General features: G+C 59.3%; 23 protein-coding genes and 1 tRNA gene. 11 read left to right on the plus strand and 13 right to left on the minus strand.

Features of this window, described 5'->3' with window-relative positions; genetic code table 11:
• Positions 1–52: 52 nt before the first annotated feature.
• From ACZ5FP_RS00095 to ACZ5FP_RS00110, 4 genes are all read right to left on the minus strand, one after another.
• The gene (locus tag ACZ5FP_RS00095) at positions 53–469 is read right to left on the minus strand and encodes a (deoxy)nucleoside triphosphate pyrophosphohydrolase (protein ID WP_464661507.1); all 417 of its coding nucleotides are present in this window, start codon (positions 467–469) and stop codon (positions 53–55) included.
• Complete coding sequence (locus tag ACZ5FP_RS00100; RefSeq protein WP_464661508.1) at positions 466–1,218, minus strand: GNAT family N-acetyltransferase; 753 nt, start codon at positions 1,216–1,218, stop codon at positions 466–468. Before ACZ5FP_RS00100 ends, ACZ5FP_RS00095 begins: the two co-directional genes overlap by 4 nt.
• A gap of 20 nt (positions 1,219–1,238) precedes the next feature.
• Positions 1,239–2,480: a bifunctional glutamate N-acetyltransferase/amino-acid acetyltransferase ArgJ gene (gene argJ / locus ACZ5FP_RS00105; RefSeq protein ID WP_464661509.1), complete on the minus strand. Its 1,242-nt coding sequence runs from the start codon at positions 2,478–2,480 to the stop codon at positions 1,239–1,241.
• A gap of 254 nt (positions 2,481–2,734) precedes the next feature.
• On the minus strand, positions 2,735–3,655 hold the full coding sequence (locus ACZ5FP_RS00110) for a peptidylprolyl isomerase (protein WP_374042751.1): 921 nt from the start codon (positions 3,653–3,655) through the stop codon (positions 2,735–2,737).
• Between the two features lie 267 nt (positions 3,656–3,922).
• Here ACZ5FP_RS00110 and secA point away from each other — a divergent pair, with 267 nt between their 5' ends.
• The 3 genes from secA to bspF all read left to right on the plus strand — a co-directional run bounded on the left by secA (position 3,923) and on the right by bspF (position 9,472).
• Positions 3,923–6,640 carry a preprotein translocase subunit SecA gene (secA, locus tag ACZ5FP_RS00115; protein ID WP_464661510.1) on the plus strand — a complete coding sequence of 906 codons (2,718 nt, stop codon included), beginning with the start codon at positions 3,923–3,925 and terminating at the stop codon, positions 6,638–6,640.
• A gap of 136 nt (positions 6,641–6,776) precedes the next feature.
• Positions 6,777–8,189 (plus strand): lipopolysaccharide biosynthesis protein, encoded by a 1,413-nt coding sequence (locus tag ACZ5FP_RS00120; protein ID WP_403180898.1) that lies wholly within the window; start codon positions 6,777–6,779, stop codon positions 8,187–8,189.
• On the plus strand, positions 8,189–9,472 hold the full coding sequence (gene bspF, locus ACZ5FP_RS00125; RefSeq protein WP_223613524.1) for a type IV secretion system effector crotonyl transferase BspF: 1,284 nt from the start codon (positions 8,189–8,191) through the stop codon (positions 9,470–9,472). Before ACZ5FP_RS00120 ends, bspF begins: the two co-directional genes overlap by 1 nt.
• Positions 9,473–9,490: 18 nt before the next feature.
• Here bspF and ACZ5FP_RS00130 read toward each other — a convergent pair whose 3' ends face one another.
• The 6 genes from ACZ5FP_RS00130 to ACZ5FP_RS00155 all read right to left on the minus strand — a co-directional run bounded on the left by ACZ5FP_RS00130 (position 9,491) and on the right by ACZ5FP_RS00155 (position 14,126).
• Positions 9,491–9,844: a CAP-Gly domain protein gene (locus ACZ5FP_RS00130; protein ID WP_464661511.1), complete on the minus strand. Its 354-nt coding sequence runs from the start codon at positions 9,842–9,844 to the stop codon at positions 9,491–9,493.
• A 51-nt stretch (positions 9,845–9,895) separates the two neighbouring features.
• Positions 9,896–10,132 carry a BrnA antitoxin family protein gene (locus ACZ5FP_RS00135; protein WP_105734555.1) on the minus strand — a complete coding sequence of 79 codons (237 nt, stop codon included), beginning with the start codon at positions 10,130–10,132 and terminating at the stop codon, positions 9,896–9,898.
• A gap of 31 nt (positions 10,133–10,163) precedes the next feature.
• Entirely contained in the window at positions 10,164–11,417 is a 1,254-nt protein-coding gene (locus ACZ5FP_RS00140; protein ID WP_464661512.1) for an adenylate/guanylate cyclase domain-containing protein, read from the minus strand.
• A 196-nt stretch (positions 11,418–11,613) separates the two neighbouring features.
• The gene (locus tag ACZ5FP_RS00145; RefSeq protein WP_464661513.1) at positions 11,614–12,303 is read right to left on the minus strand and encodes an alpha/beta hydrolase; all 690 of its coding nucleotides are present in this window, start codon (positions 12,301–12,303) and stop codon (positions 11,614–11,616) included.
• Between the two features lie 446 nt (positions 12,304–12,749).
• Positions 12,750–13,025, minus strand: a complete 276-nt coding sequence (locus ACZ5FP_RS00150; protein ID WP_464661514.1) for a hypothetical protein — start codon at positions 13,023–13,025, stop codon at positions 12,750–12,752.
• Between the two features lie 1,016 nt (positions 13,026–14,041).
• Positions 14,042–14,126, minus strand: a tRNA-Leu gene (locus tag ACZ5FP_RS00155).
• A 281-nt stretch (positions 14,127–14,407) separates the two neighbouring features.
• Between ACZ5FP_RS00155 and ACZ5FP_RS00160 the strand changes: the two genes are divergently transcribed.
• Together ACZ5FP_RS00160 and ACZ5FP_RS00165 are read left to right on the plus strand one after the other, a co-directional pair.
• Entirely contained in the window at positions 14,408–14,998 is a 591-nt protein-coding gene (locus ACZ5FP_RS00160; protein ID WP_105734551.1) for a YqaA family protein, read from the plus strand.
• Positions 14,999–15,032: 34 nt separating this feature from the next.
• Positions 15,033–15,539, plus strand: coding sequence for a disulfide bond formation protein B (locus ACZ5FP_RS00165; RefSeq protein WP_464661515.1), 507 nt, complete (start codon positions 15,033–15,035; stop codon positions 15,537–15,539).
• A 34-nt stretch (positions 15,540–15,573) separates the two neighbouring features.
• Here the strand turns inward: ACZ5FP_RS00165 and ACZ5FP_RS00170 are convergent, their stop codons facing one another.
• Both ACZ5FP_RS00170 and ACZ5FP_RS00175 read right to left on the minus strand, forming a co-directional pair.
• Positions 15,574–16,131, minus strand: coding sequence for an HNH endonuclease (locus ACZ5FP_RS00170; protein WP_403180878.1), 558 nt, complete (start codon positions 16,129–16,131; stop codon positions 15,574–15,576).
• Positions 16,132–16,240: 109 nt separating this feature from the next.
• Positions 16,241–16,885 carry a DNA-3-methyladenine glycosylase family protein gene (locus ACZ5FP_RS00175; RefSeq protein WP_464661516.1) on the minus strand — a complete coding sequence of 215 codons (645 nt, stop codon included), beginning with the start codon at positions 16,883–16,885 and terminating at the stop codon, positions 16,241–16,243.
• A 73-nt stretch (positions 16,886–16,958) separates the two neighbouring features.
• Here ACZ5FP_RS00175 and gluQRS point away from each other — a divergent pair, with 73 nt between their 5' ends.
• Together gluQRS and ACZ5FP_RS00185 are read left to right on the plus strand one after the other, a co-directional pair.
• Positions 16,959–17,822: a tRNA glutamyl-Q(34) synthetase GluQRS gene (gene gluQRS, locus ACZ5FP_RS00180; RefSeq protein WP_464661517.1), complete on the plus strand. Its 864-nt coding sequence runs from the start codon at positions 16,959–16,961 to the stop codon at positions 17,820–17,822.
• 99 nt (positions 17,823–17,921) lie between these two features.
• Complete coding sequence (locus tag ACZ5FP_RS00185) at positions 17,922–18,806, plus strand: DMT family transporter (protein WP_464661518.1); 885 nt, start codon at positions 17,922–17,924, stop codon at positions 18,804–18,806.
• Here ACZ5FP_RS00185 and ACZ5FP_RS00190 read toward each other — a convergent pair.
• The gene (locus ACZ5FP_RS00190) at positions 18,773–19,627 is read right to left on the minus strand and encodes a YihY/virulence factor BrkB family protein (RefSeq protein ID WP_464661519.1); all 855 of its coding nucleotides are present in this window, start codon (positions 19,625–19,627) and stop codon (positions 18,773–18,775) included. The two genes, ACZ5FP_RS00185 and ACZ5FP_RS00190, sit on opposite strands and share 34 nt — an antisense overlap.
• A 116-nt stretch (positions 19,628–19,743) precedes the next feature.
• On the opposite strand from ACZ5FP_RS00190, the gene ACZ5FP_RS00195 reads away from it, so the two are divergent.
• Genes ACZ5FP_RS00195 through ACZ5FP_RS00210 form a run of 4 tightly spaced genes read left to right on the plus strand, consistent with a single transcriptional unit; the run spans position 19,744 to position 22,178 of the window.
• Positions 19,744–20,577, plus strand: coding sequence for an SDR family oxidoreductase (locus tag ACZ5FP_RS00195; RefSeq protein WP_464661520.1), 834 nt, complete (start codon positions 19,744–19,746; stop codon positions 20,575–20,577).
• A 28-nt stretch (positions 20,578–20,605) separates the two neighbouring features.
• Positions 20,606–20,803: a twin transmembrane helix small protein gene (locus ACZ5FP_RS00200; RefSeq protein WP_105734544.1), complete on the plus strand. Its 198-nt coding sequence runs from the start codon at positions 20,606–20,608 to the stop codon at positions 20,801–20,803.
• 14 nt (positions 20,804–20,817) lie between these two features.
• Positions 20,818–21,399: a cob(I)yrinic acid a,c-diamide adenosyltransferase gene (locus tag ACZ5FP_RS00205; RefSeq protein WP_288194191.1), complete on the plus strand. Its 582-nt coding sequence runs from the start codon at positions 20,818–20,820 to the stop codon at positions 21,397–21,399.
• A 17-nt stretch (positions 21,400–21,416) separates the two neighbouring features.
• Positions 21,417–22,178: a rhomboid family intramembrane serine protease gene (locus ACZ5FP_RS00210; protein ID WP_464661521.1), complete on the plus strand. Its 762-nt coding sequence runs from the start codon at positions 21,417–21,419 to the stop codon at positions 22,176–22,178.
• Positions 22,179–22,314 lie beyond the last annotated feature (136 nt).

Below are 22,314 nucleotides of genomic sequence, written 5' to 3' on the forward strand. Positions count from 1 at the left end.
TTAACGATTTGGGTTAATTTGACGGTGATGAAATCTTAACCACGATTTGCTGTCAGAGGAGGTCGATCAGGAACGGGATCAGCGGGATATCGGCTGGCGGCATCGGGTAGTCGCGCATGTCTTTCGGCCGCACCCATTTCAGTGCCTGGCCTTCCATGGAGCGCGGAATACCCTCATAGCGGCGGCAGATGAACAGCGGCATCAGCAGATGGAATGTCTCATAGGTGAAACTGGCAAAGGTCAGCGGCGCCAGGCATGCCGGCTTGACTGTGATTCCCAGTTCTTCCCGCAGTTCGCGGATCAGGCTTTCCTCCGGTGTTTCGCCCGGCTCCACCTTGCCGCCGGGAAACTCCCACAGGCCGGCCAGCGACTTGCCCTCTGGCCGCTGGGTCAGCAACACCCGCCCGTCGGCATCGACGAGCGCACAGGCCGTTACAAGCAGGATGGGGTGTTTGGGTGTATCGCTCATGCGTCTGGCGCCTGCCGGTAAGCGTAACGGTATGCCTCGGCAAAGCCGATCTTCTCATAAAGTGCAATGGCACCGGCGTTGTCGGCTTCCACCTGCAGCCAGCCCCGCTTGGCGCCATGCTGCGCGGCCCACTTGATGGCCGATTTGACGATCATCCGCCCATGCCCCTTGCGGCGGCTCGCCGCCAGCGTGCCGATGTTGAACAGCCCTGCCAGCAGACCGTCCTGCACGCAGATCGCCGTCGAAACCGGCTCGCCATCCTCTTCGACGACAAAGAGGCCCTTGGCCGGACGAATGGCATTGATTACCTCGATCAGGCCGGGCTTGGCCGACGGATTTTCCTGCTGCACTGCGACCGCGGCATCGACGTACCGGCCGGTATCGCGCAGGGGAATCTGGTCGATGGCATCGGACAGATCGATGTTTCCGAGATCCGCCACCATGACGAGGGACTCATCAAAGCGCGACCAGCCCGACGCATCGAGATAGGCATCCAGCGCCGCGGGCGCGAGCGGCGACAGGCGAAACACCGGCGGACGGCCATAGGCGAGCAAACGTTGAACAGCGCGGGCAACACGCTGTTCCATATTGTCCGTGTCGCCCGGATCGAGCGGATTGACCGAGTTCAGGCGTTTGGACGGGTGGCACGCCGTCATGCGGATCGCCCAGCTGCCGTCGTAGTGAACCGACGCGGCTGGCCAGGCCCTGAACCCGACAGCCTCGATCTGCCGGATCTGGGCCAGCGGCATCGTGCTCCGATCCAAATCCATCAGCTGCGGTAATCGCCGTTGATCGTCACATATTCCTTGGTGAGGTCGCAGGTCCAGACCGTGGCCTTGCCCTTGCCGAGCCCGATATCGACCTTGACGGCAATATCCTCGTTTTTCATGTAGTCGGATGTCGCGGCTTCCGAATAGTCCGGATCGCGCTCGCCATGGCGGGCAACGCGGATATCGCCGAACCAGATGGCAAGACGGTCACGGTCCGCCGGCTCGCCGGCCTTGCCGACCGCCATGACGATGCGGCCCCAATTGGCGTCTTCGCCGGCCGCCGCCGTCTTGACCAGCGGCGAATTGGCGATCGACAGGGCGATACGCTTGGCCGAACGCGAGGACGTCGCGCCCGTCACGGTGATCTCGAGCATCTTGCGCGCGCCCTCGCCGTCGCGCACGACCTGCAGGGCCAGGTTTTTCAGTACGCGGTCGAGTGCCTTGGCAAAGGCTTTCAGGCGCTTGTCCTTTTCCTTCGTCACCGGTTCCGCCCCGCGTTCGGCAGCGGTGCCCGTCGCGAACAGCAGCAATGTATCGGATGTCGAGGTGTCGCTGTCGACCGTCACGGAGTTGAAGCTCTTGCCCACCGACTTGGACAGGAGTTTCTGCAGGATATCGGAGGCGATCGGCGCATCCGTCGCCACGAAGGACAGCATCGTTGCCATGTCGGGCGCGATCATGCCCGCGCCCTTGGCGATACCGTTGATGGTCACCGGCACACCGCCAAGCAGGACGGTTTCGGTTGCAACCTTAGGGAATGTATCGGTTGTCATGATGGCGCTGGCCGCGTCCTGCCAGCGTTCGGACGTGGCGCTCCTGGCCATATCCTCGAGCAGGTGGCTGAACTTGCCGGCATCCAGCGGTTCGCCGATGACACCGGTGGAGGCGAGAAACACTTCGCCGGGCTTGCAGCCGATTGCCTTGGCGGCGGCGGCCGCCGTCGCCTTGGTCGACTCGCGGCCCTTCTTGCCGGTGAAGGCGTTGGCATTGCCGGAATTGACGACAACCGCGCGGGCCTTGCCGCCGCTCAGGCTGTCACGGCAGAAATCCACCGCCGCTGACGGGCATTTGGACCGGGTAAACACACCGGCTACCGCCACCGGCTTGTCGAATACGATCAGGAGAACGTCCGTTCGGCCCTTATATTTGATTCCCGCTTCGGCGGTCGCGATCCGGACGCCGCGAATTTCGGGCATGGCCGGGACATGTTTGGGAGCCAGGGGAGAGACAGACGTGGACATCGGTTACCTCGAAAAGGTGTTTGACAAGGTTCAGTGCGGAGGCATTTTCAAAGGGGTCAAGGCCCGGGACCGAAATCCCGGGCTAGTGGAACGAATTTGACATTCGCACCCCATTTCACATCACGCGGAGCATGCGAATGTCAAATTCAAAGTTCCACTAGAATCTTATCGTTGCTAGTGGTCCTTTGATTCTGACATTTGCCTGAACGCCTGTATCGACGGGATGCAAATGTCAGAATCGGACCACTGGGATATTACTGTTCCTGGGCGTCCGTAGCAGCCTTCATGGCCTTTTCGGTTTCCGGATCGGTGTACTGGATCTTCAGGTCGGCGCGTTCCTTCTTGACCAGCTCGACATAGCGTTCACGGATGAGAATCGACTTCACCTGATCTTTGACCTGATCGAACGCCGGCGGCTGCTGCACGCGCTTGTCTTCCAGCTTGATGACATGGAAGCCGAACTGTGTCTGGACCGGTTCCTTGGTGTATTTGCCGACATCCAGCGCCATTGCCGCCTTTTCGAATTCCGGGACCATCTGTCCGGCGGAGAAATAGCCGAGATCGCCGCCCTGTGCTGCCGATCCGTCGGTCGACTTTGCCTTGGCAACGTCTTCGAAGGAAGCGCCGCCGTCGAGCTGCTTGATGATCGCTTCGGCTTCTTCCTTGGTCTTGACCAGGATATGACGGGCGCGAACTTCGTTCTGCGGCGGCATTGCTGCCATTTCCTTGTCATAGCGGGCACGCACATCGGCATCGGTGATCTTGTCGACAACCTGCTGCTTGAAGAAATCATTGTGCAGGGCACGATCCTTCAGGAACTGCATGCGTGCCTTGAATTCCGGCGTGGCATCCAGCTTCTCGGCTTCCGCCTTGGCGGCCAGGGCCTTGATGTCGATGATGGCGGCCAGAGCGGCCAAACGACGCTGTTCGTCCGGAAGACGGGCGAACTGCGGATCGAGATCGGCGGAAATCTGGTCGACGTCTTTGGAGGTGATCTTGTCGCCATTGATCGTGGCCAGCACCTTGTTCGGATCGGCCTTGACGGCATCCGCCTTGGCGGCATCCGGTTTTGCAGCACCGGCTTTACCGGCATCCTGGGCCATGGCCACGGAGGAAACACCGGTCAAAAACACAGCAGCAGTCATGAATGAAAGGGTTTTACGCAATTGGTTCATAGGTCAATTTCTCCTTAGGAGGACCGGTACGGGCTATGATTACGGCAGAATTTTGCCTTGACGAAGCGATCAACTGCGTGCTGCTTCAACATTGACATCATTCGAGCCCCCTCTTATCTGTCCATCGGCTTTGCGTCCAGATAGCTTGGCAACAGATAGGCTTATACATTTGACTCAGTGTCCGTATTGTATCAGGCATTCTCCATGCCGGGCTTCGGACCCTAAAAGCTAGGTTTTCCTAGCGAAACGAACAAGAGAGGACCAGGGATGGTCAGTTTCGGCGGCCTCGCCCGCAAGATTTTCGGCTCTTCCAATGAGCGCCGTGTCAAAGGCTTCAAGCCGCGCGTTGAACAGATCAATGCGCTCGAAGCTGAAATGTCGTCACTCACTGACGAGGAATTGAAGGCAAAGACGGTGGAATTCCGTGCAAGCCTTGCCAGCGGAACCAAGCTTGACGATCTGCTCGTGCCGGCCTTCGCCGTTGTGCGTGAAGCGGCCAAGCGTGTTCTCGGCATGCGCCCCTTCGACGTGCAGCTCATCGGCGGCATGGTCCTGCACGGCGGCGGCATCTCGGAAATGCGCACCGGTGAAGGCAAGACGCTGGTTGCGACCCTGCCGGTCTACCTCAATGCGCTGGAAGGCAAGGGCGTTCACGTCGTCACGGTCAACGACTATCTCGCCAGCCGCGACGCGCAGTGGATGGGCCAGCTCTACAACTTCCTCGGGCTCAGCTACGGCATCATCGTGCATGGCCTCGATGACGAGGAACGCAGCACCGCCTACGCCGCCGACATCACCTACGCCACCAACAACGAACTCGGCTTCGACTATCTGCGCGACAACATGAAATATGAGCGCGCGCAGATGGTGCAGCGCGGTCACAACTACGCGATCGTCGACGAAGTGGATTCGATTCTGGTCGACGAAGCCCGCACGCCGCTGATCATTTCCGGTCCGCTCGATGACCGCTCGGATTTCTACAATCTCATCGACACGTTCATTCTGCCGCTTGAACCGGCCGATTACGAAATCGACGAGAAGCAGAAGACCGCGATCTTCACCGAAGAAGGTACGGAAAAGCTGGAAAACCTTTTGAAGGCCGCCGGCCATCTGAAGGGCGAAGGTCTCTACGACATCGAGAACGTTGCCGTGGTCCATCACGTCAACAATGCCCTGCGCGCTCACAAGCTGTTCCAGCGCGACAAGGACTATATCGTCCGCAACGACGAAATCGTCATCATCGACGAGTTCACCGGCCGCATGATGCCGGGCCGCCGTTTCTCGGAAGGCCTGCACCAGGCACTGGAAGCCAAGGAACATGTGACGATCCAGCCGGAAAACCAGACCCTGGCCTCGATCACCTTCCAGAACTATTTCCGCATGTACAACAAGCTGGCCGGCATGACCGGTACGGCATCGACGGAAGCGGAAGAATTCGGCAATATTTACGGCCTGGAAGTCACGGAAATCCCGACCAACAATCCGGTCAAGCGCATTGACGAGGATGACGAGGTCTACCGGACGGTCGAGGAAAAATACAAGGCGATCGTTCGCGACATCCACGAAGCGCGCGCCAAGGGCCAGCCGGTTCTCGTCGGCACCACGTCGATCGAGAAATCGGAACAGCTGGCCGAGCGCCTGCGCAAGGAAGGCTTCAAGGACTTCCAGGTCCTGAACGCCCGCTATCACGAGCAGGAAGCCTATATCGTCGCCCAGGCCGGTGTCCCCGGCGCCATCACCATTGCCACCAACATGGCTGGCCGCGGTACCGACATTCAGCTCGGCGGCAATTTCGAGATGCGCGTCAAGCACGAGCTCGCGGATATGGCCGAGGGCGAAGAGCGCAAGTCCAAGGAAGCCGCCATCCGCGATGATATCGCCCGTCTGAAGGAGAAGGCGCTTGCCGCCGGCGGTCTCTACGTGCTGGCCACCGAGCGCCATGAAAGCCGCCGTATCGACAATCAGCTGCGCGGCCGTTCCGGCCGTCAGGGCGATCCGGGCCGGTCAAAGTTCTTCCTGTCGCTGCAGGACGATCTCATGCGCATTTTCGGTTCCGAGCGCATGGACGGCATGCTGCAGAAGCTGGGCCTGAAGGAAGACGAGGCCATCGTCCATCCCTGGATCAACAAGGCCCTGGAAAAGGCGCAGAAGAAGGTCGAAGCCCGCAACTTCGACATCCGCAAGAACCTCCTGAAATACGATGACGTGATGAATGATCAGCGCAAGGTGATCTTCGAACAGCGTCTCGAACTGATGGACGGGACGGATCTGAGCCAGACCACCGCGGAAATGCGCGAAGACGTGGTCGATGACCTGATCCAGCGTCATGCCCCTGAAGGCGCCTATGCCGAGCAGTGGACCGTGAAGCAGCTGGACGAGGATGTCCGTACCATCCTCAATCTCGACCTGCCGATTACCGACTGGGCGAACGAAGACAATATTGCCCCGGAAGACCTGCGCGAACGGCTGTTTGAAGCCGTCGAAAAGGCTGCTGGCGACCGTGCCGAGCGTTTCGGCCCGGAAATCATGGCCTATGTCGAGAAATCGGTCATCCTGCAGACCATGGATGCGCTGTGGCGCGAACATCTGGTCAATCTCGACCACCTGCGCTCGGTCGTCGGTTTCCGCGGCTATGCGCAGCGCGATCCGCTCAACGAGTACAAGACCGAAGGTTTTGAACTCTTCCAGACGATGCTGACCAATCTTCGCCAAAACGTGACGACGCAGCTGATGCGCGTCGAGATCGTGCGCGAGGCCGCCGAAGCGCCGTCGCCGGAACTGCCGCCCATGGAAGTCCATCATTTTGACGGCCTGACCGGCGAGGATGATTTCGGCGATACGGCCGTGCTCGAAGACCTGCGCGTCGTGAGCCCGGAAGAACGCGATCCGAACAATCCGAAGACCTGGGGCAAGATCGGCCGCAACGAGGCCTGCCCCTGCGGATCGGGTAAAAAATACAAGCATTGTCACGGCTCGTTCGCCTGACACACCCACAGAAGGCCGCGTCCAACGACGCGGCCTTTTGCTTTTTTCGAAGCCGTTGCGACTGTCGGTCTGGCCGAACGTTTTTTAAACGTTTACGGACTATATCTCCTTGGAATGCCAACAGGTGGAGCTGCGCGTGCGATTTTCTGCGGTAACGACTGCAGACCGATTTTTACCGGAAAAGCTGTCACTGCGTCTTCGTCCCTGGTTATCGCGCCTGGATCAGTTGCTTGACGGCTCGAACGAACACGCCGTTGCCCAGCGCGTCTCCCTGATTGCCTTCCTCGTCCGCGTGATCAGCGCGGGCATTGCCCTGATTTCCCAGGTGATCTTTGCCCGCTGGATGGGCCCGTTCGAATACGGCATCTTCGTTCTCGTGTGGGTGACGGTCGTCATCCTCGGGAATCTGTCCTGCCTCGGCTTCCAGACCACCGTCATCCGCTTCGTGCCGGAATATCTGGAGCGCAGGCAATACGACCTTTTGCGCGGGATTTTGTTCACCAGCAAGACATTTGCGGTCAGCATGACCACCGGCATTGCCCTGGCCGGTGCCGTTCTCATCTACACCTTGCGCGACCTGATCGAGACCTACTACATCGCGCCGTTCCTCGTCGGGCTGATATGCCTGCCCATGATCGCCCTCGGCGATACGCTTGATGGAACGGCGCGTTCGCGCTCATGGGTACTGGTTGCCCTGACCCCGACCTATATCATCCGTCCCGTCCTGACCCTCGTGGTCATGAGCATCGCCCATATCAGCGGCCTGGCGCCTACGGCCATGACGGCTCTCGGCTCCGCCGTTATTGCGACCTATGTGACATCGGTTCTGCAGTTCTTTGCGGTGCGCAAGCGCTTCGGCGGTGTCGTGCCGCCTGGTCCGCGCGCCATCCATTTCCGCGACTGGCTCGCCGTGTCCTTGCCGATCTTTCTGGTCGAGGGGTTCTTTTTTCTTTTGACCAATGCCGACGTCCTGATGGTCGGGCGCTACATGGATCCCGACAAGGTCGCCACCTATTATGCCACCGTCAAGCTGCTTGCCCTGGTGCATTTCGTCTACTTCTCGGTGAAGGCGGGCGCGGCCCAGCGCTACTCGGAGTTGATGCAGAATTTCGACCATACCCGGCTCGAACAGTTTGCCCGGGACACGGCGCGCTGGACGTTCTGGCCGTCGCTGGCCATGGCCATTGTCCTGCTGGTTCTGGGCGAGCCATTGCTGTGGCTTTTCGGTGCACAGTTCACCGAAGGTTATCCGCTGCTGTTCATCATGGTGATCGGCGTGGTGGCCCGCGCTTCGGTCGGACCGGCCGAAAGTCTTTTGAACATGGCAGGAAAGCAGAAAATCTGCGCCATCGTTTACGCGATTACCCTGGTCGTTAATATTTGCCTCAGCATTTTTATGATACCACGATACGGCCTTGCAGGCGCAGCCTGCGCCACGGCCGCCTCGATGGTGTTTGAAGCGCTTGTTCTGGCGTTGACCGTTTACAACCGTCTCAACATCACAATGTTTGTTTTCGCCGGCAGGAATCCTGCCAAGGAAGAGATCTGATGGCTGCAATACCGCTTCTCGAAGAACTGGCCGGCGGCCCGTCCTCGCAGATCATTTCGCAGTTGGCCGGCTTTGAATCGCGCGATGCGGCCAAGCAGATCGAGGAAACCCTGGGAAGCCGCGGCGTGCCGCGCAAATTGTCCGTCTATTCCGCTTCCGCCGGGTTCGATCTTTCCGAAGAGCTGGAACACCTCGCCTACCGGACCATCGAACCGAACGTCTTCTTCAATCCGCGTTTCCTGGCGCCTGCCATGCCCCGGCTCGATGACCGTCAGGTGCGGTTCATGGTCGTGCGCGACGAGAATGACGTGAAGAGCCGCCTGCGCTTCCTGATGCCCTATACGATCGAGCGTCCCGGCTTTACCTTTTCCGCATCGATCCTGCGGGCCTGGGCCACGCCGTTCGGGCCGCAGGGCACCCCGCTGATCGACCGCGACGATCCCGTCGGCGTCCTCAACGACCTCTTCGATATGCTTGCGCGCAAGCATCTCAAGTTTCCGGAAGTTCTGGTGCTGCCCGATCTTCTCCTCAACCGTCCCGTCGCCCAGCTTTTCCGTTCGGTCGCGCTTGATCGCAACCTGCCCACGACCACCATTGGCACCGTGGAGCGGCCATTTCTGGAAAGCACGCAGGAAGGCGACGCCTATCTGCGCGAAGCGCTGGGAACACGGCACGCCAAAGAATACAGGCGGTTGTGGCGGCGTCTGGCGGAACAGGGCAAGCTGACCTACACGGTCAGCCGCACGGAAGACGATATCCGCGCACGGCTCGAGGATTTCCTCGCGGTGGAAGCCAGCGGCTGGAAAGGCCAGCGCGGCTCGGCTATGGCGGTCGACCGGTTCCGCGCGGCATTTGCCCGCGAAGCCGTCAACAATCTCGCGGGCCGCGATCTCGCCCGCATCCACACACTCGAGCTGGATGGACGGACGATTGCCGTTCTGGTGGTCTTCGTCGAGGCCGGACAGGCGTGGACCTGGAAAACGGCCTATGACGAAAACCTTGCCGCCTATTCGCCGGGCGTGCTTCTGATGATCGAGATGCTGAAGAACCATCTGGACGATCCGAACATCGATCGCACCGATTCCTGCGCCGTTCCCGATCATCCCGTCGCATCCCGCCTGTTTCAGGAGCGCGAAAGCATCGGTACGTTGGTGATCGGCCTGACCCCGGCATCGGATCGCGCGGCCCGCCAGGCCGCCTCGCAGATCCATCTCTACCGGCGCACCCAGAACATTGCCCGTATCGTCCGCGAACGGTTGCGCGGACTGACCGGCCGGAAATGATGCAGGCCTGCTTAAGGCCTACACCTTTTCCTTCTTTTTCGCGGGCGTAGGCTTTTCCGGCTCGACCGGAGCATCCGGCTTGGGCGCCAGGAGCTTGCGCAGGGAACCGATCTTGTCCTTGACCAGCGGACGGAAGCGCGTTGCGCGATAGGGCATGTCGGCTGCGCCATAGCCCTCCGGGCCATCGTCATTACCGCGATGGATTTCCTCGACCTTGATGCCGACAAACTCGCCATCGACATAGTGTTTGTACATGCCGACCCAGCGCACGGTGTAAATCTGGCCCTTGCGGATCAGCTGATCGATGCTGACATTCTTGAACTTGTCATCAATGCAAACGACCTTCTGGCCAATATAAAAGTCATTCATCATCTCACCTTGGCATATCCGGTTTGGCAGTTTGGCGCGTACCGCGTGCCGGCTTCAGGTCTTCTTTTGAACGGCAGCCCGCAAGACATCATTGATGCGATCCTGCCATCCGGGCCCATCCGCCTGGAAATGCTCCAGTACGGCGCGATCGATCCGGATCGAAACGAGCTCCTTGGCATGGGGCACCGCCGGTGTCTCACGCACAGGGAGAACAATTTTCTTGGCAACCGGCTTGAACAGTGCTTCGGCGGCTGCCATCGGGTTTACCGGCCGGCGCGGGGGATTGGCCATGTGAATTCTCCTCGTTTGTCCAATCACCACGTCAGGCTGGAATCTCTGCCACAGTAAGGCAATCGCCGGAGAACGCAAAGACGTCAATGGGTTCATCAAGCCCGCGGAGCGCGTAGGAGCCCAGATTCTCCATGTTGCATTCGACCCCGGCCAGGTCGACAAAGGCTTTCGACAGCAGAATCGGGCGTTTGACCTGCTTGGTCAGGCTTTCCAGGCGCGAGGCAATGTTCACTGCGGGTCCGATGACGGTAAAATCCAGCCGCTTGCGCGAGCCTATATTGCCGTACATGACATCCCCGACGTGAACGCCGATGCCGTAACCCAGCGGCTTGCGCCCTTCCCTGACATGGTCGGCATTCAACGCGGTCATGGCCGCCTGTGCCTCGGCGATGGCATGCAGCAGATCGGTACAAGCCTTCGGATTGCTCAGCGGGAAGATGGCCAGCAGGCCATCGCCCATGAATTTGAGGATTTCCCCGCCATATTTTTCGATGGGCTCCGACATCGCATCGAAATAGCCGTTGAGCAGCTCGATGACATTGTCGCGGGGCCAGGCGTCCGAGATCGCGGTGAAATCGCGCAGGTCGCAGATCAGGATCGCCGCGCCCACGGTGACGCCGCTGCCGCGGGTGGTAGCGCCGGCAAGAATCTGCTCGCTCGCATGCGGCCCGACATAGGTTTCGAGCAGCGTACGGGCGAAGCGGTTCTTGAGCCGGATCTCGCTGACCAGCGCCAGGGCGGGAAGCAGGTCTGCCAGAACAGCCATATGATCATCGCCGAAGCCGCCCGGCCGGTCCGTGGCGAAGGTCACCACATGCCGCTTGCCAAGGGTGTGCTCCAGCGGCCAGGCCACGTAGTCCGTCAGCCCCTCGGCGCGCAGTTCGCCCACCACCGAATATTCCTGCCCGGTGTCACCGGCCTGGTCAAAGTGCAGCCGGACTTCATCGGCTCCCTCGGAAATGTCGTTGAGCGGGCTGTTCAGATATTCGGCAGTCTGCTCGGCCCCATATTCGAATGTACGGATTTCCGCCTCTGCGGCACCGCGCCTCCACAGGATGCGGGCACCGCGCCATTGCGGGTGCTGTATCCTCAGATGCAGCGACATCCGGGCAACGGGCACGCCCGCATCCACGAGCCGTTCGCCCATCTCGACCAGGATATTGTCGATGAAGCGCTGATTGCGCGTCTCGATCATCAGCCAGTCGAGCAGTTCACTGCGTTGAGCCGGCCAGGTGCCGCCACCCGTACCGGGCGAGGTCACCTTCAAATTCACCAAAGATTGCATTGCAATACCCCGTCATGATCACGTCTGCAAACGACCTGGAATGACGACACCACGGCACGGCCGCCAGATCGGAACGCCAAGGCTTATGTGGTTGGTCCTTGCTTCGATTATAAGGGGTTGCAAGCGCCGTGCATAGAATGCAAAAGCCTCCGCATTCCGACGGGGATGCGGAGGCTGGCACGCGCGACAGTTCAGGCTATTGATACCTTGCGGCCTCATCGATGAGGGCCGCGACCTCGACCGGCTTCGAGGCCAGCGATGCGTGGCTTGCCTTCAGCGTGATCACCTTCTTCGCCCCGAGACGGCCGGACATCCACGCCTGATTGGCGGGATGGATCATGTGGTCGTCACTCGAAATCTGGTACCAGCTGTGCTTCGACTTCCATGCCGGATTGGTGATTTCATCGCCGAAGGTGCTGGCGAGCGGCGCCTTCTGGGTTACACCCATCACCAGCCCCTCGTCCGCCGTCAGGTCCTGGCAGAAGCTTTCGTGGAATTTGTCCTGCTTTACCCAGAGATAGCCGTCGGTGTCGGGTGCGAGATTGGCGGCGCCGAGCGGCGGATTCTTCTGGGTGATCCCGCCCGGACTCTCACCGGCATCAGGCGCAAAGGCGGCGATATAGACCAGGCCCGCCACATTGGGATGGTTGCCGGCTTCCGTGATGACGGCCCCGCCATAGGAATGGCCCACCAGCAGCACCGGACCGCTTTCCTGCGCGATCATCTTGCGGGTGCGCTCGGCATCATCAGCCAGGGACGTCAATGGCAATTCGACGGCTTTCAGCGATGTATGGCCAAGCCGCTTCAGTTCTACAATGACTTTGCTCCAGTGGGCGGCCCCACCCCAAAATCCATGCACGAGAATGATTGTCGGAGTCTGTGTCATCAGCGTTCTCCCTTGATTCAAAAAGCAATCAAAAATGGCACGCCGAGCCAAAGTTCAACGTCTGGTCGACGCCTCCAGAACTAACCATATTCCGCCGGGAACAACAATTCTGTGACGCTTGACTTTGTATTTATGTCAATGAAGCGGCGGGGCGCAGACATGCCACGTCAGTGATTTTGGCTATGAGACTTATCGTCGGCTCCGGTCAATCTACAGAACCGGAGCAGACGTATGTGCTACTTTTGAGAGATCAATACTGACAGGAGGAAATAGGCAATGGCCGCAGTTATGACGGCGACCACCATGATGGTGAGATACCCGTAACCGACGCTACCCATGATGTTCCCAGCCCCTGCACCAATGCCTGCCCCTGCAGAAGCTATTAGTCGTCTTTTTGTTTCGGTTGACACGTTAAGAACCGCTGTCAGCCCGCGCATTGTCATTATCTATCTACGCCATACCCAGTTAAGAACGATACCGACGCAGCAGCCCACCAGGACGCCTGTTGCGATGCCAATCATCAGATTATGAAAAATGAAAGATCCGCTTAGGCCGCCCACCAGTGCACCTACGCCCCCACCAACTCCATTGATTATATGATTTTGTTTCTCGTTATCACTTTTCTCAGCGGGTGGTTCCTGCATGCAATATCCTTCAATTGTCCCGGCTGCATCTTTCAACGGATGGATAATCGTTGGAACAACCATCGCCGGACTGATCACTTTTTCATCATGTCAATTTGAAATATCATTGATAATGTAAAACAAATCGCGAGTGACATAGATGTTATGATAAGAATATCACTAACAGACATACGTGGATTCCATATAAAAATACAAAGTGCACATGTAGCTAAAAGTGAATTTAAAATCGATTTTACCACATAATAAATATTGGAATGATGTGGTAGGTTTTTAAAATACTGTAAATACAATCCTGACATAACGCATAGCGGCAACATGATTATCTTAAATATTATTGTTTGCCACGTTCCGCCAAATAGAAATATTAACAAAATATAGCAAATAATACTCGCCGCCTCACAGGTTGTTTTCACGACGTTGAATTTCATATCAAGTCCGATGATTTTCAATCAACTGAACCTTTCAGATAGAGCCAGAAGGTATTCAGCCGCCTTTACCCATGTTTGCTGCAACGGCCGCTGCTGTTAAGGCGATCCCTGTTGCCACAGCTTTTGGCCAACCAACCAGTACGGATGCTGCCGTTCCCGCACCTACTCCTATTGCCGCAACACCCTCGCGTGGGCTGATACTATGTGTCCCCGGGTATGCGGTCGGAATTGGGCCGCCTTTAGTAGCACCACTGAACCCCGCTCTTGCACCATAAACACCTTGGCAGGTCGCGGCAGTATCTTTTGTCGGTGATCCGCCGGGGCCGCAGCCACCGTAAACAATTTCCATTTCAGCTTCAGTCAACGCGCGCATAAGAATACATCTCCTTGTCATCGCCATAGCCGCATGAAAAAATATGAGGCAGTCAGTCAAGATAACCACGGAAATCACGAGCTTTCTATGCGTACGACTACTTATGCCCTGTTATCGAAATTCGTTTGCCTTCCTCAATGGATTTAGGCAAACAACCCTTGCTTGTGGGAAAGCAGATGCACAGCTTATACCGGAGCAAAACGCGGCTTCCGGAAGTCCAACTTAGAAACGCGGAAAAAAGTGGGGCAAAAACCACTAAAGAAGACAGTAAAAACAATGCATGATTTTTGGGATGGTGCCCCCTGCCGGAATCGAACCAGCACTCCTCTCGGAACCTGATTTTGAGTCAGGCGCGTCTACCAATTCCGCCAAGGGGGCCGCAATATGCACCGGCCGCGGGCGAACCACAGCCGTCAAAGCCAAATACAGGCAGACCCCACGCCGGTCAACACCATTCCAACGTTTTCTGGCGGGATAACATCTCTGTGTGTTGCGAAGGCGGACACCGCCCGCTACAGCCGATTTGCAGCCTGGAAAGCCCGGCCGCAGCATGCCAGATCGTCAACCGCACACAATTTCCATAGAAACGATTCCGTTTTTCCCGGGCATGGGGTAAGGATCGCCAGCTTTATCGAACCGACACCCACAGGAATCACGCCATGCTGCGCAGACTTTATGATTGGACAATGTCACTGGCCGCGCGCAAATCGGCTGAGGTCTGGCTGGCGTTCATTGCCTTTGTCGAAAGCTCGGTCTTCGTCGTTCCTGCCGACGTGCTCTACCTGCCCATGGCGCTGGCACGGCCTGAACGGGCCTACCGCTACGCGCTTGTTGCCACGATCTTCTCGGTGCTGGGTGGTATCGCCGGATGGTTTCTCGGCCATTACGCCTATGAAGCCCTGGCCAAGCCCGTGCTCGAATTCTACGGCAAGCTCGACGCCTTCGAGCAGATGCGCGGCTCGACCAGCGCCGACATGATCCTCCTGCTGCTGATCACATCCGGCCTTGCCCATTTGCCGCCGATGAAGATCGTGACGATCCTGTCCGGTGCGGCCAACGTCAACATCTGGCTGTTCATCGTTTCCGCAGTGATCACGCGCGGCGCCCGCTTCTTCTTTCTCGCCTGGCTTTTGCGCCGTTACGGCGAACCGATCCGCCATTTCATCGAAAAGCGCCTGGGCCTGATCGCGGCGGCGGCGGCGGCCGTGCTGATCCTGCTTTACGCCATACTGCACTATTACAGCTCCTGAACGATCCAACCTGAATGAGGATGTCAGACCCATCATGACGACGACCCGCTCTTCGCCGCATCTCAAGACAGCGGTTTTCCTGCTCCTTGCCATGATCGTCACCGTGGGCTCGGCGCTTGGCTTCCAGTATATCGGCGGCTATCTCCCCTGCAAATTGTGCCTTGAGCAGCGCTTTCCCTACTATGCGGGCATTCCGCTGATGGCACTCGCCGTGCTTGCGGCGGCCCTTCGCTGGCCTGCGGCCCTCACGCGCACGCTTCTGGCGCTCGGCGGCGTCCTGATGCTGATCGGGCTCGGCCTTGCGGTGTTCCACTCCGGTGTCGAATGGAAGTTCTGGCCGGGACCGACCGATTGCACGGCGGTCAGCATGTCGATCACCACCAATGCCGGCAACCTCCTGAATGACATGAATGCGATCCATCCGCCCGCATGCGATACGGCGGCCCTGCGTGTGCTTGGCCTGTCCTTTGCCGGCTGGAATGCGATTGCCAGCCTGATCCTCGCTCTCATCGCCTTTCGCGGTACAAAAAAGGCGGCCTGACGCCGCCTTTTCCGGATACAATGGAACTGGGGTCCTATGGCTCCAGTTCGACATCCCAGTAGAGATAATCCATCCAGCTTTCATGCAGATGGTTCGGCGGGAACAGCCGGCCATTGTTGTGCAGGTCATGCACCGTCGGGGCATAGGGCTTCTGCCGCGGCCACATCTTGGCTTTGTCCGGCATCAAGCCGCCCTTGCGCAGATTGCACGGCGAACAGGCTGCAACAACATTTTCCCAGATCGTGGCACCGCCGGCGCAACGGGGCGTCACGTGATCGAAGGTCAGATCATCCTCCGACCCGCAATACTGGCATTCGAACCGGTCGCGCAGGAAAACATTGAATCGCGTAAAGGCAGGCGTGCGCGACGGCTTGATATAGGTTTTGAGGGAAACGACGCTCGGTACCCGCATTGCGAACGAGGGGGAGGAAACCTCATGCTCGTATTCGGCAACGATATTCACACGGTCAAGGAAGACCGCCTTGATCGCGTCCTGCCAGGACCACAGCGACAAGGGATAATAACTGAGCGGACGGTAGTCCGCATTGAGTACCAGGGCCGGTAACCCGTCCGGCGAGACGGCTATTGTCAAGGAATCACCTCCCAGTCCAACCATCAGGCCCCATTATTGTAAGCTCGAGGTGACAGGAATGTGAAGCGCCATTGCATCGCAGGCTGCGAAAAACCCCGTTATTTCAACTTCATCCAACCGGTGTGCCATCCCGGCCACGGGTTGCGGCGTAATAAGCCCAGAAAAGCCGGGCTGCGACACCCCTCCACGGCGACCAGCGCTCCGCCAAAAGGCGCAGGGATTTCGAATCAGGTTTCACTGATTCGGCATAGGCATGGGCATAGGCATGCTGCAGGGCAACGTCGCCGGACGGGAAAACATCCGCATGCCCGGCCGAAAACAGGAGATAGACTTCCGCCGTCCACGGCCCGATGCCCTTCACATTGGTCATGACGCTCATGGCTTCGTCGATGGGGCGGTCGCACAGGTCGAACAGATCAAGCTCTCCGGCCATGATCGCTTCGCTGATCCGGGCGAGCGTCGCCTGCTTGGCGCGCGAAAGACCCGCCAGGCGCCAGGCCTCCTCTCCCGCCCTGATGTAGTTTTCCGGGGTCAGCGGATCGACATATTGGATCAGCCGTTTCCAGATCGAATCGGCACTGGCCTTCGATACCTGCTGCGAGACGATGACCGAGGCAAGGCTCTCGAAACCCGGCGCCCGCCGCCGCAGCGGCAACGGCCCTGCCCGCTCGGCAATCGCCGCCAGTTCGGGGTGTGCCGCCAGGAGGGCCGTCAGCCCTTCCGCAACATCGTCAAGCGTGTCTATTCTGCGCATGGAACCGTTCACTTTTCATCTCAGAACAAACACCGTATCAATCGACAAGGTCCTCACGCAAGAATCCCAGTTCATGACTGTCCCGGTTTTCCGCTTTGCTCCCAGTCCCAATGGCCACCTGCATCTCGGCCATGCCTATTCCGCCCTGCTCAACCGGCAGATGGCGCAGGCGGCCGGCGGACGGCTTCTGCTGCGCATGGAAGATATCGACCGCGAACGCTGCACGCCCGAACTCGAAGCCGCCATGCAGGAGGATCTGCATTGGCTGGGGCTCGACTGGGAAACGCCGGTGCGCCGCCAGTCGGAGCATTTCGGCGTCTACCGCGATGTGCTCGACCGCCTCATCCACATGGACCTGGTATACCCCGCCTTCCTCAGCCGGGGCGATATCAAACGGGAAATGCAGAAAGCCACCGCCAAGGGGCTGGTATGGCCGCACGATCCGGACGGCGCGGCGCTTTATCCCGCAATCGACCGCACGATTTCCAAACGGGAGCGTCAGCGGCGCATGGATGAGGGGCAGCCGTTTTCATGGCGGCTCCACATGGACCGCGCGCTTGCGCACGTGGGGCAGCCTTTGTTCTGGCATGAAACGGCGGATGGCGGGTCCGATATCGCAGCCCGGCCACAGGATTGGGGCGATATCATCATCGCCCGCAAGGACATGCCGACCAGCTATCACCTCTCCGTCGTCATCGACGATGCGCTGCAAGGCGTCAGCCACGTGGTGCGCGGCAGGGACCTGTTCCAGGCCACCGGCATCCACCGCCTGCTGCAGACCATCCTCGGACTGCAGCCACCGATCTATCACCATCACAGGTTGATCCTCGATCACGACGGCCAAAAGCTGTCCAAGAGCCGCAGAGATACCTCGCTGCGCTCCTTGCGCGTGGTAGGGGTGAAACCGCAACAGATTCGGGAATCGGTAGGGCTTTAGGAAAACGATGCACAACGTGACCTTAAAACAACATCTGGCTGCAGGACCGGCGTTCGTATAAACCTGCATCACAACTCATCCCGTGATCCGGTCCCCATCATGCCCGTCCGTTATTTTCCCGCCCTGTTCGTCCTCCTGTGGGCCACCGGCTTCATCGGTGCCCGCTATGCCATGCCTTATATGGAACCGTTCCTGTTCCTGACGATCCGGTTTGTTATTGCCGGGGCCATTCTCGGCACGTGGGTGGTGCTGGCCGGCAACCGCTGGCCGAGCGGGCGCGGCGCCATGCACGCGATCATCGCCGGCTGCCTGATCCATGGCGTCTATCTCGGCGCCGTGTTCTGGGCGATCCACCGCGGCCTGCCCGCTGGTATGTCGGCGCTGGTGGTCGGGCTGCAGCCGCTGATCACGGCGCTGATTGCCGGAGCCGTTCTCGGGGAGAAAATCCAGCCGCGTCATTGGGCCGGGCTGGCGGTCGGCTTTGTCGGCGTCGCCATGGTGCTCTGGCCTAAACTGTCGATTTCCGCCGATGGCATCACGCCGGCAACCGTCGGCGCATCCATCCTGTCCGTGCTGGCCATCAGTGCCGGAACCGTTTGGCAGAAACGCTTTGTCGGCACCATCGACCTGAAAGCGGGCACGACGCTGCAATATCTCGGCGCTGCCGTGCTCACCGGTATTTTCTCGCTGCTGTTCGAAACCCACGCGGTGATCTGGGCCGCGCCTCTCGGCTTTGCGCTGTTCTGGCTGGTCTTCGTGCTGTCGATCGGCGCGGTGCTGCTGCTGATGGTCCTGATCAATCAGGGCGCCGTGTCGAAGGTCGCTTCGCTGTTCTATCTGGTACCCGGCGTGACCGCCCTGATGGCCTATGTGCTTTTCGGCGAAACACTGACGCTGTTCCAGCTGTGCGGCATGGTGGTGGCAACCCTCGGTGTCGCGCTGTCGACCGGTCAGAAGCGCTTGGCGACCCTGCCCTCGCGATAGTGGATGATGGCGGCATTGACCTCGGCGCCGATGATGAAAATCGCGGCGATGATATAGAGGAAGACGATGGCCGCCATGATCGAGGCCAGCCCCGCATAGGTCGACACGTAGGATGCGAACGTCTCGAGATAGCTCGCGAAAATCGATGCGCCGACGATCCACGCCAGCAGGGTCACAAGGATGCCCGGCAGGATATCGATGAGCTTGCGCCGCCCCGCCGGCAGCCACAGATGCGCCACCAGCAGCCCGACGATCAGCACGGCAGAGGCAATGCAGTAGCGCCAGAAGCCGATGGTGCCGGACAGAACGTCAAGCTCGGGAATCCATTTGCTGGCGATGCGCACCGCCAGCGGCGCCAGCACCAGGAGAAAGCTGATGGCCATGATGCCGACGGTGGCCACGATCACATAGCCCAGGCTTTGCAGGCGGCAATAGATGAGCGAGCGTGTATCGACCACCCGGTAGGCGCGGTTGAGTGCGATGCGCAGCGCTTCGATGCCGTTGGAGGCAAAATAGGCGGCGGCTATCACGCTGATGGTCAGAAGCCCGCCGCGCTGGACGTTGAGAACATTGCGCACCTCCTGCGCAATCGGCCGGGCGATCACCTCGGGCCAGGTGTCGAACACCACATGCACCGCCGTATCGGTAAAGGCGCTGGCGCCGAGAAAGCTGGCAAGCGAGGTGGCGAAAATCAGAAACGGAAACAGCGCCAGGATACCCGACAGCGCCACGTGGCTTGCCAGAGCCCAGCCGTCATCCGTGCTGAAATGCCTCAATGTGTCGAAGGTCACCCGCCGGAGAAAAACATATACTCTACGCATTGAAAATGGTTTGTCCCTTTAGTGCGGGTCCGGCCCCTCGTGACATTGCAAGGCGCGGGCGAATATGTGAAGTCTTTTTTTGATTTTACCATTCGGTTTGCAGCAATCGGAAAAGAATGACCAGTTCCAGAACGATTTTGATCACAGGATGTTCCAGCGGCATCGGCGCCCACTGCGCCCGCGCCCTCAAGGCGGATGGCTGGCAGGTCTTTGCAACGGCGCGGCGAAACGAGGATATCGCAGCGCTGAAAGCCGACGGCCTTTCGGCCCATTATCTCGATTATCGCGAGCCGGATTCCATCAGGGCGCTCGTTGACGATGTGCTCGCCGCGACCGGCGGCACACTCGATGCGCTTTACAACAATGGCGCCTATGCGTTGCCGGGCGCCGTGGAAGACCTGCCCATCGAAGGCTTGCGCGAACAGTTCGATGCCAATTTCTTCGGCTGGCATGAGCTGACCCGGCACATCGTCCCGGTGATGCGCCGTCAGGGCCATGGGCGGATCGTGCATTGCTCGTCGATTCTCGGGCTCGTGCCGATGAAGTGGCGCGGGGCCTATGTCGCGTCGAAATTCGCACTGGAAGGCCTGATGCTGGTCCAGCGCATGGAACTTGAAGGCTCCGGTATCCATGTCTCCCTGATCGAGCCGGGACCGATTGCCTCGCGCTTCACCTACAATGCGCTGCAGCAGATCGAGAAATATATCGATGTCGAGAATTCGGTGCATCGCGCGGATTATCAGAAGCAGATCGCCCGCCTGTCGCAGGGCGGCACCAAGTCCCGCTCCAAGCTTGGCCCGGAAGCGGTCTACGCCGTGCTGAAGGACGCGCTGGAAAATCCGCGTCCCAAACCGCATTATCTCGTCACGCGCCCCGCGAAATTTGCGGTTCTTGCCCGCAGATTTCTGTCGTCGCGTGCGCTATACCGCATGCTTGCCGGCCAGTCCTGAAAGCGCTCCGGCCTGAAAAGGAAAAACCATGGATATCATCTTCAAGTTTCTGGCCGTCGTTGCCATTGCCGCCGTCACCGTCGTGCTTCTGATCGGTCTGCGCAACATGATGAAGGGCGGCGATGCCAACTTTTCCAACAAGATGATGCAGCTGCGCATTTTCCTGCAGCTGGTGGCGATCATTCTCATCGTCGGCGCGATTTACTTCCACCGCGCCGCCAGCTGACCGCGGGACAGGCCATGGTCAAGCTCAACAGGATCTACACCAGGACCGGCGATGACGGCACCACCGGGCTCGGCAGCGGCGAGCGCCGTCTGAAGCATGACCTGCGCGTCGAAGCCTATGGCACGGTCGATGAAGCCAATGCCTGCGTGGGGCTGGCGCGGCTGCATACGGCGGAGCAGTTTCCGGAAATCGACGCCATGCTCGCCCGCATCCAGAACGATCTGTTCGATCTCGGCGCCGATCTGGCCACACCCGATACCGGAGAAAAGCTCGCATACGAACCATTGCGCATTATCGACACCCAGGTCGCGCGCATCGAGGCGGATATCGATCTGTTGAATGAAAAGCTGGCGCCGCTGCGCTCCTTCGTCCTGCCGGGCGGATCGGCTGCCTCCGCTGCCCTGCATCTGGCCCGCACGGTGGCGAGGCGCGCCGAACGGCACATGGTGGCGCTGGCGCAAAGGCCTGATGAGGCCGTCACACCAGCCGCGCTCAAATACATCAACCGCGTTTCCGATTTTCTCTTCGTCGCCGCGCGGGCCGTCAATGACAATGGCGCGAAGGACGTGTTATGGGTGCCCGGTAAGAACCGCTGAACGGGGGAACGGCGCCGATGTTCATTCCACTCTACGACGCCAACAGCCTCAAATACATCAAGCTGCAATATGTCACCCTCGCGCTGATTGCCCTCAATGTCATCATCTTCGGCCTGACGAGCCTCGCCGGGGCAGATTCAAAGACAGCCTCCATCGGCTTTGGCTACATCCCGTCGGTGGCGCACCATATGACGGTACTGCCGCCGCGATATGATTTCGTGCCGCCCGCTTTCACCTATGTCACCTATGCCTTCCTCCATGCCGATATCTTCCACTTGGGCGGCAACATGCTGTTCCTCTGGGTCTTCGGTGACAATGTCGAGGACGCCATGGGCCATATCAGATTCCTGATTTTCTACCTGCTCTGCGCTGCCGCCGGCGCTTTCCTGCACGGTACGCTCGACCCGTCTTCAGAGGGGCCGCTGATCGGGGCATCGGCCGCCATTGCCGGCGTGATCACCGCCTATCTGATGCTGCATCCGCGTGTGCGGGTCTGGGTGCTGGCTTTCGGCCGGATACCCCTGCGCATCCCCGCGCTCTATCCGCTCGTCGTCTGGATCGGGCTCCAGTTCGTGATGCTCGTCACCCATGGCGAAGACCGCATTTCCTGGTCCGGCCATGTCGGCGGCATCATCGCCGGCGCCCTGCTCCTCATCCCGTTCAAACGCCGCAGCGTGCCGCTGTTTGACCGGGCGATTGTCTCGCCGCGCGCCGTTATCGCCGACAAGCAGCCGCCGCAAACGCCACCCGAACCGCCGTCAACGCGATGGGGCCGTTGATCCCGCAAGTTTCAATCGTTTAAGCCCCAATAACAGCAAACTGGATGATTGACCTTTACGTTAGTCATATTTACGGTCCCGCACGATCCTGACACGCCCCAGTGTCGTTTTTTTCACCTCAATGTCGGCATCCGGC

The sequence above is a fragment of the Phyllobacterium sp. T2-21 genome (assembly GCF_055378485.1).

Bases quoted from the DNA above. Each gene is read 5' to 3' on its own strand.
- ACZ5FP_RS00095 (WP_464661507.1), bottom strand. From the start codon at position 469: ATGAGCGATACACCCAAACACCCCATCCTGCTTGTAACGGCCTGTGCG.
- ACZ5FP_RS00100 (WP_464661508.1), bottom strand. From the start codon at position 1,218: ATGCCGCTGGCCCAGATCCGGCAGATCGAGGCTGTCGGGTTCAGGGCC.
- argJ (WP_464661509.1), bottom strand. From the start codon at position 2,480: ATGTCCACGTCTGTCTCTCCCCTGGCTCCCAAACATGTCCCGGCCATG.
- ACZ5FP_RS00110 (WP_374042751.1), bottom strand. From the start codon at position 3,655: ATGAACCAATTGCGTAAAACCCTTTCATTCATGACTGCTGCTGTGTTT.
- secA (WP_464661510.1), top strand. From the start codon at position 3,923: ATGGTCAGTTTCGGCGGCCTCGCCCGCAAGATTTTCGGCTCTTCCAAT.
- bspF (WP_223613524.1), top strand. From the start codon at position 8,189: ATGGCTGCAATACCGCTTCTCGAAGAACTGGCCGGCGGCCCGTCCTCG.
- ACZ5FP_RS00130 (WP_464661511.1), bottom strand. From the start codon at position 9,844: ATGATGAATGACTTTTATATTGGCCAGAAGGTCGTTTGCATTGATGAC.
- ACZ5FP_RS00135 (WP_105734555.1), bottom strand. From the start codon at position 10,132: ATGGCCAATCCCCCGCGCCGGCCGGTAAACCCGATGGCAGCCGCCGAA.
- ACZ5FP_RS00140 (WP_464661512.1), bottom strand. From the start codon at position 11,417: ATGCAATCTTTGGTGAATTTGAAGGTGACCTCGCCCGGTACGGGTGGC.
- ACZ5FP_RS00145 (WP_464661513.1), bottom strand. From the start codon at position 12,303: ATGACACAGACTCCGACAATCATTCTCGTGCATGGATTTTGGGGTGGG.
- ACZ5FP_RS00160 (WP_105734551.1), top strand. From the start codon at position 14,408: ATGCTGCGCAGACTTTATGATTGGACAATGTCACTGGCCGCGCGCAAA.
- ACZ5FP_RS00165 (WP_464661515.1), top strand. From the start codon at position 15,033: ATGACGACGACCCGCTCTTCGCCGCATCTCAAGACAGCGGTTTTCCTG.
- ACZ5FP_RS00175 (WP_464661516.1), bottom strand. From the start codon at position 16,885: ATGCGCAGAATAGACACGCTTGACGATGTTGCGGAAGGGCTGACGGCC.
- gluQRS (WP_464661517.1), top strand. From the start codon at position 16,959: ATGACTGTCCCGGTTTTCCGCTTTGCTCCCAGTCCCAATGGCCACCTG.
- ACZ5FP_RS00185 (WP_464661518.1), top strand. From the start codon at position 17,922: ATGCCCGTCCGTTATTTTCCCGCCCTGTTCGTCCTCCTGTGGGCCACC.
- ACZ5FP_RS00190 (WP_464661519.1), bottom strand. From the start codon at position 19,627: ATGCGTAGAGTATATGTTTTTCTCCGGCGGGTGACCTTCGACACATTG.
- ACZ5FP_RS00195 (WP_464661520.1), top strand. From the start codon at position 19,744: ATGACCAGTTCCAGAACGATTTTGATCACAGGATGTTCCAGCGGCATC.
- ACZ5FP_RS00200 (WP_105734544.1), top strand. From the start codon at position 20,606: ATGGATATCATCTTCAAGTTTCTGGCCGTCGTTGCCATTGCCGCCGTC.
- ACZ5FP_RS00205 (WP_288194191.1), top strand. From the start codon at position 20,818: ATGGTCAAGCTCAACAGGATCTACACCAGGACCGGCGATGACGGCACC.
- ACZ5FP_RS00210 (WP_464661521.1), top strand. From the start codon at position 21,417: ATGTTCATTCCACTCTACGACGCCAACAGCCTCAAATACATCAAGCTG.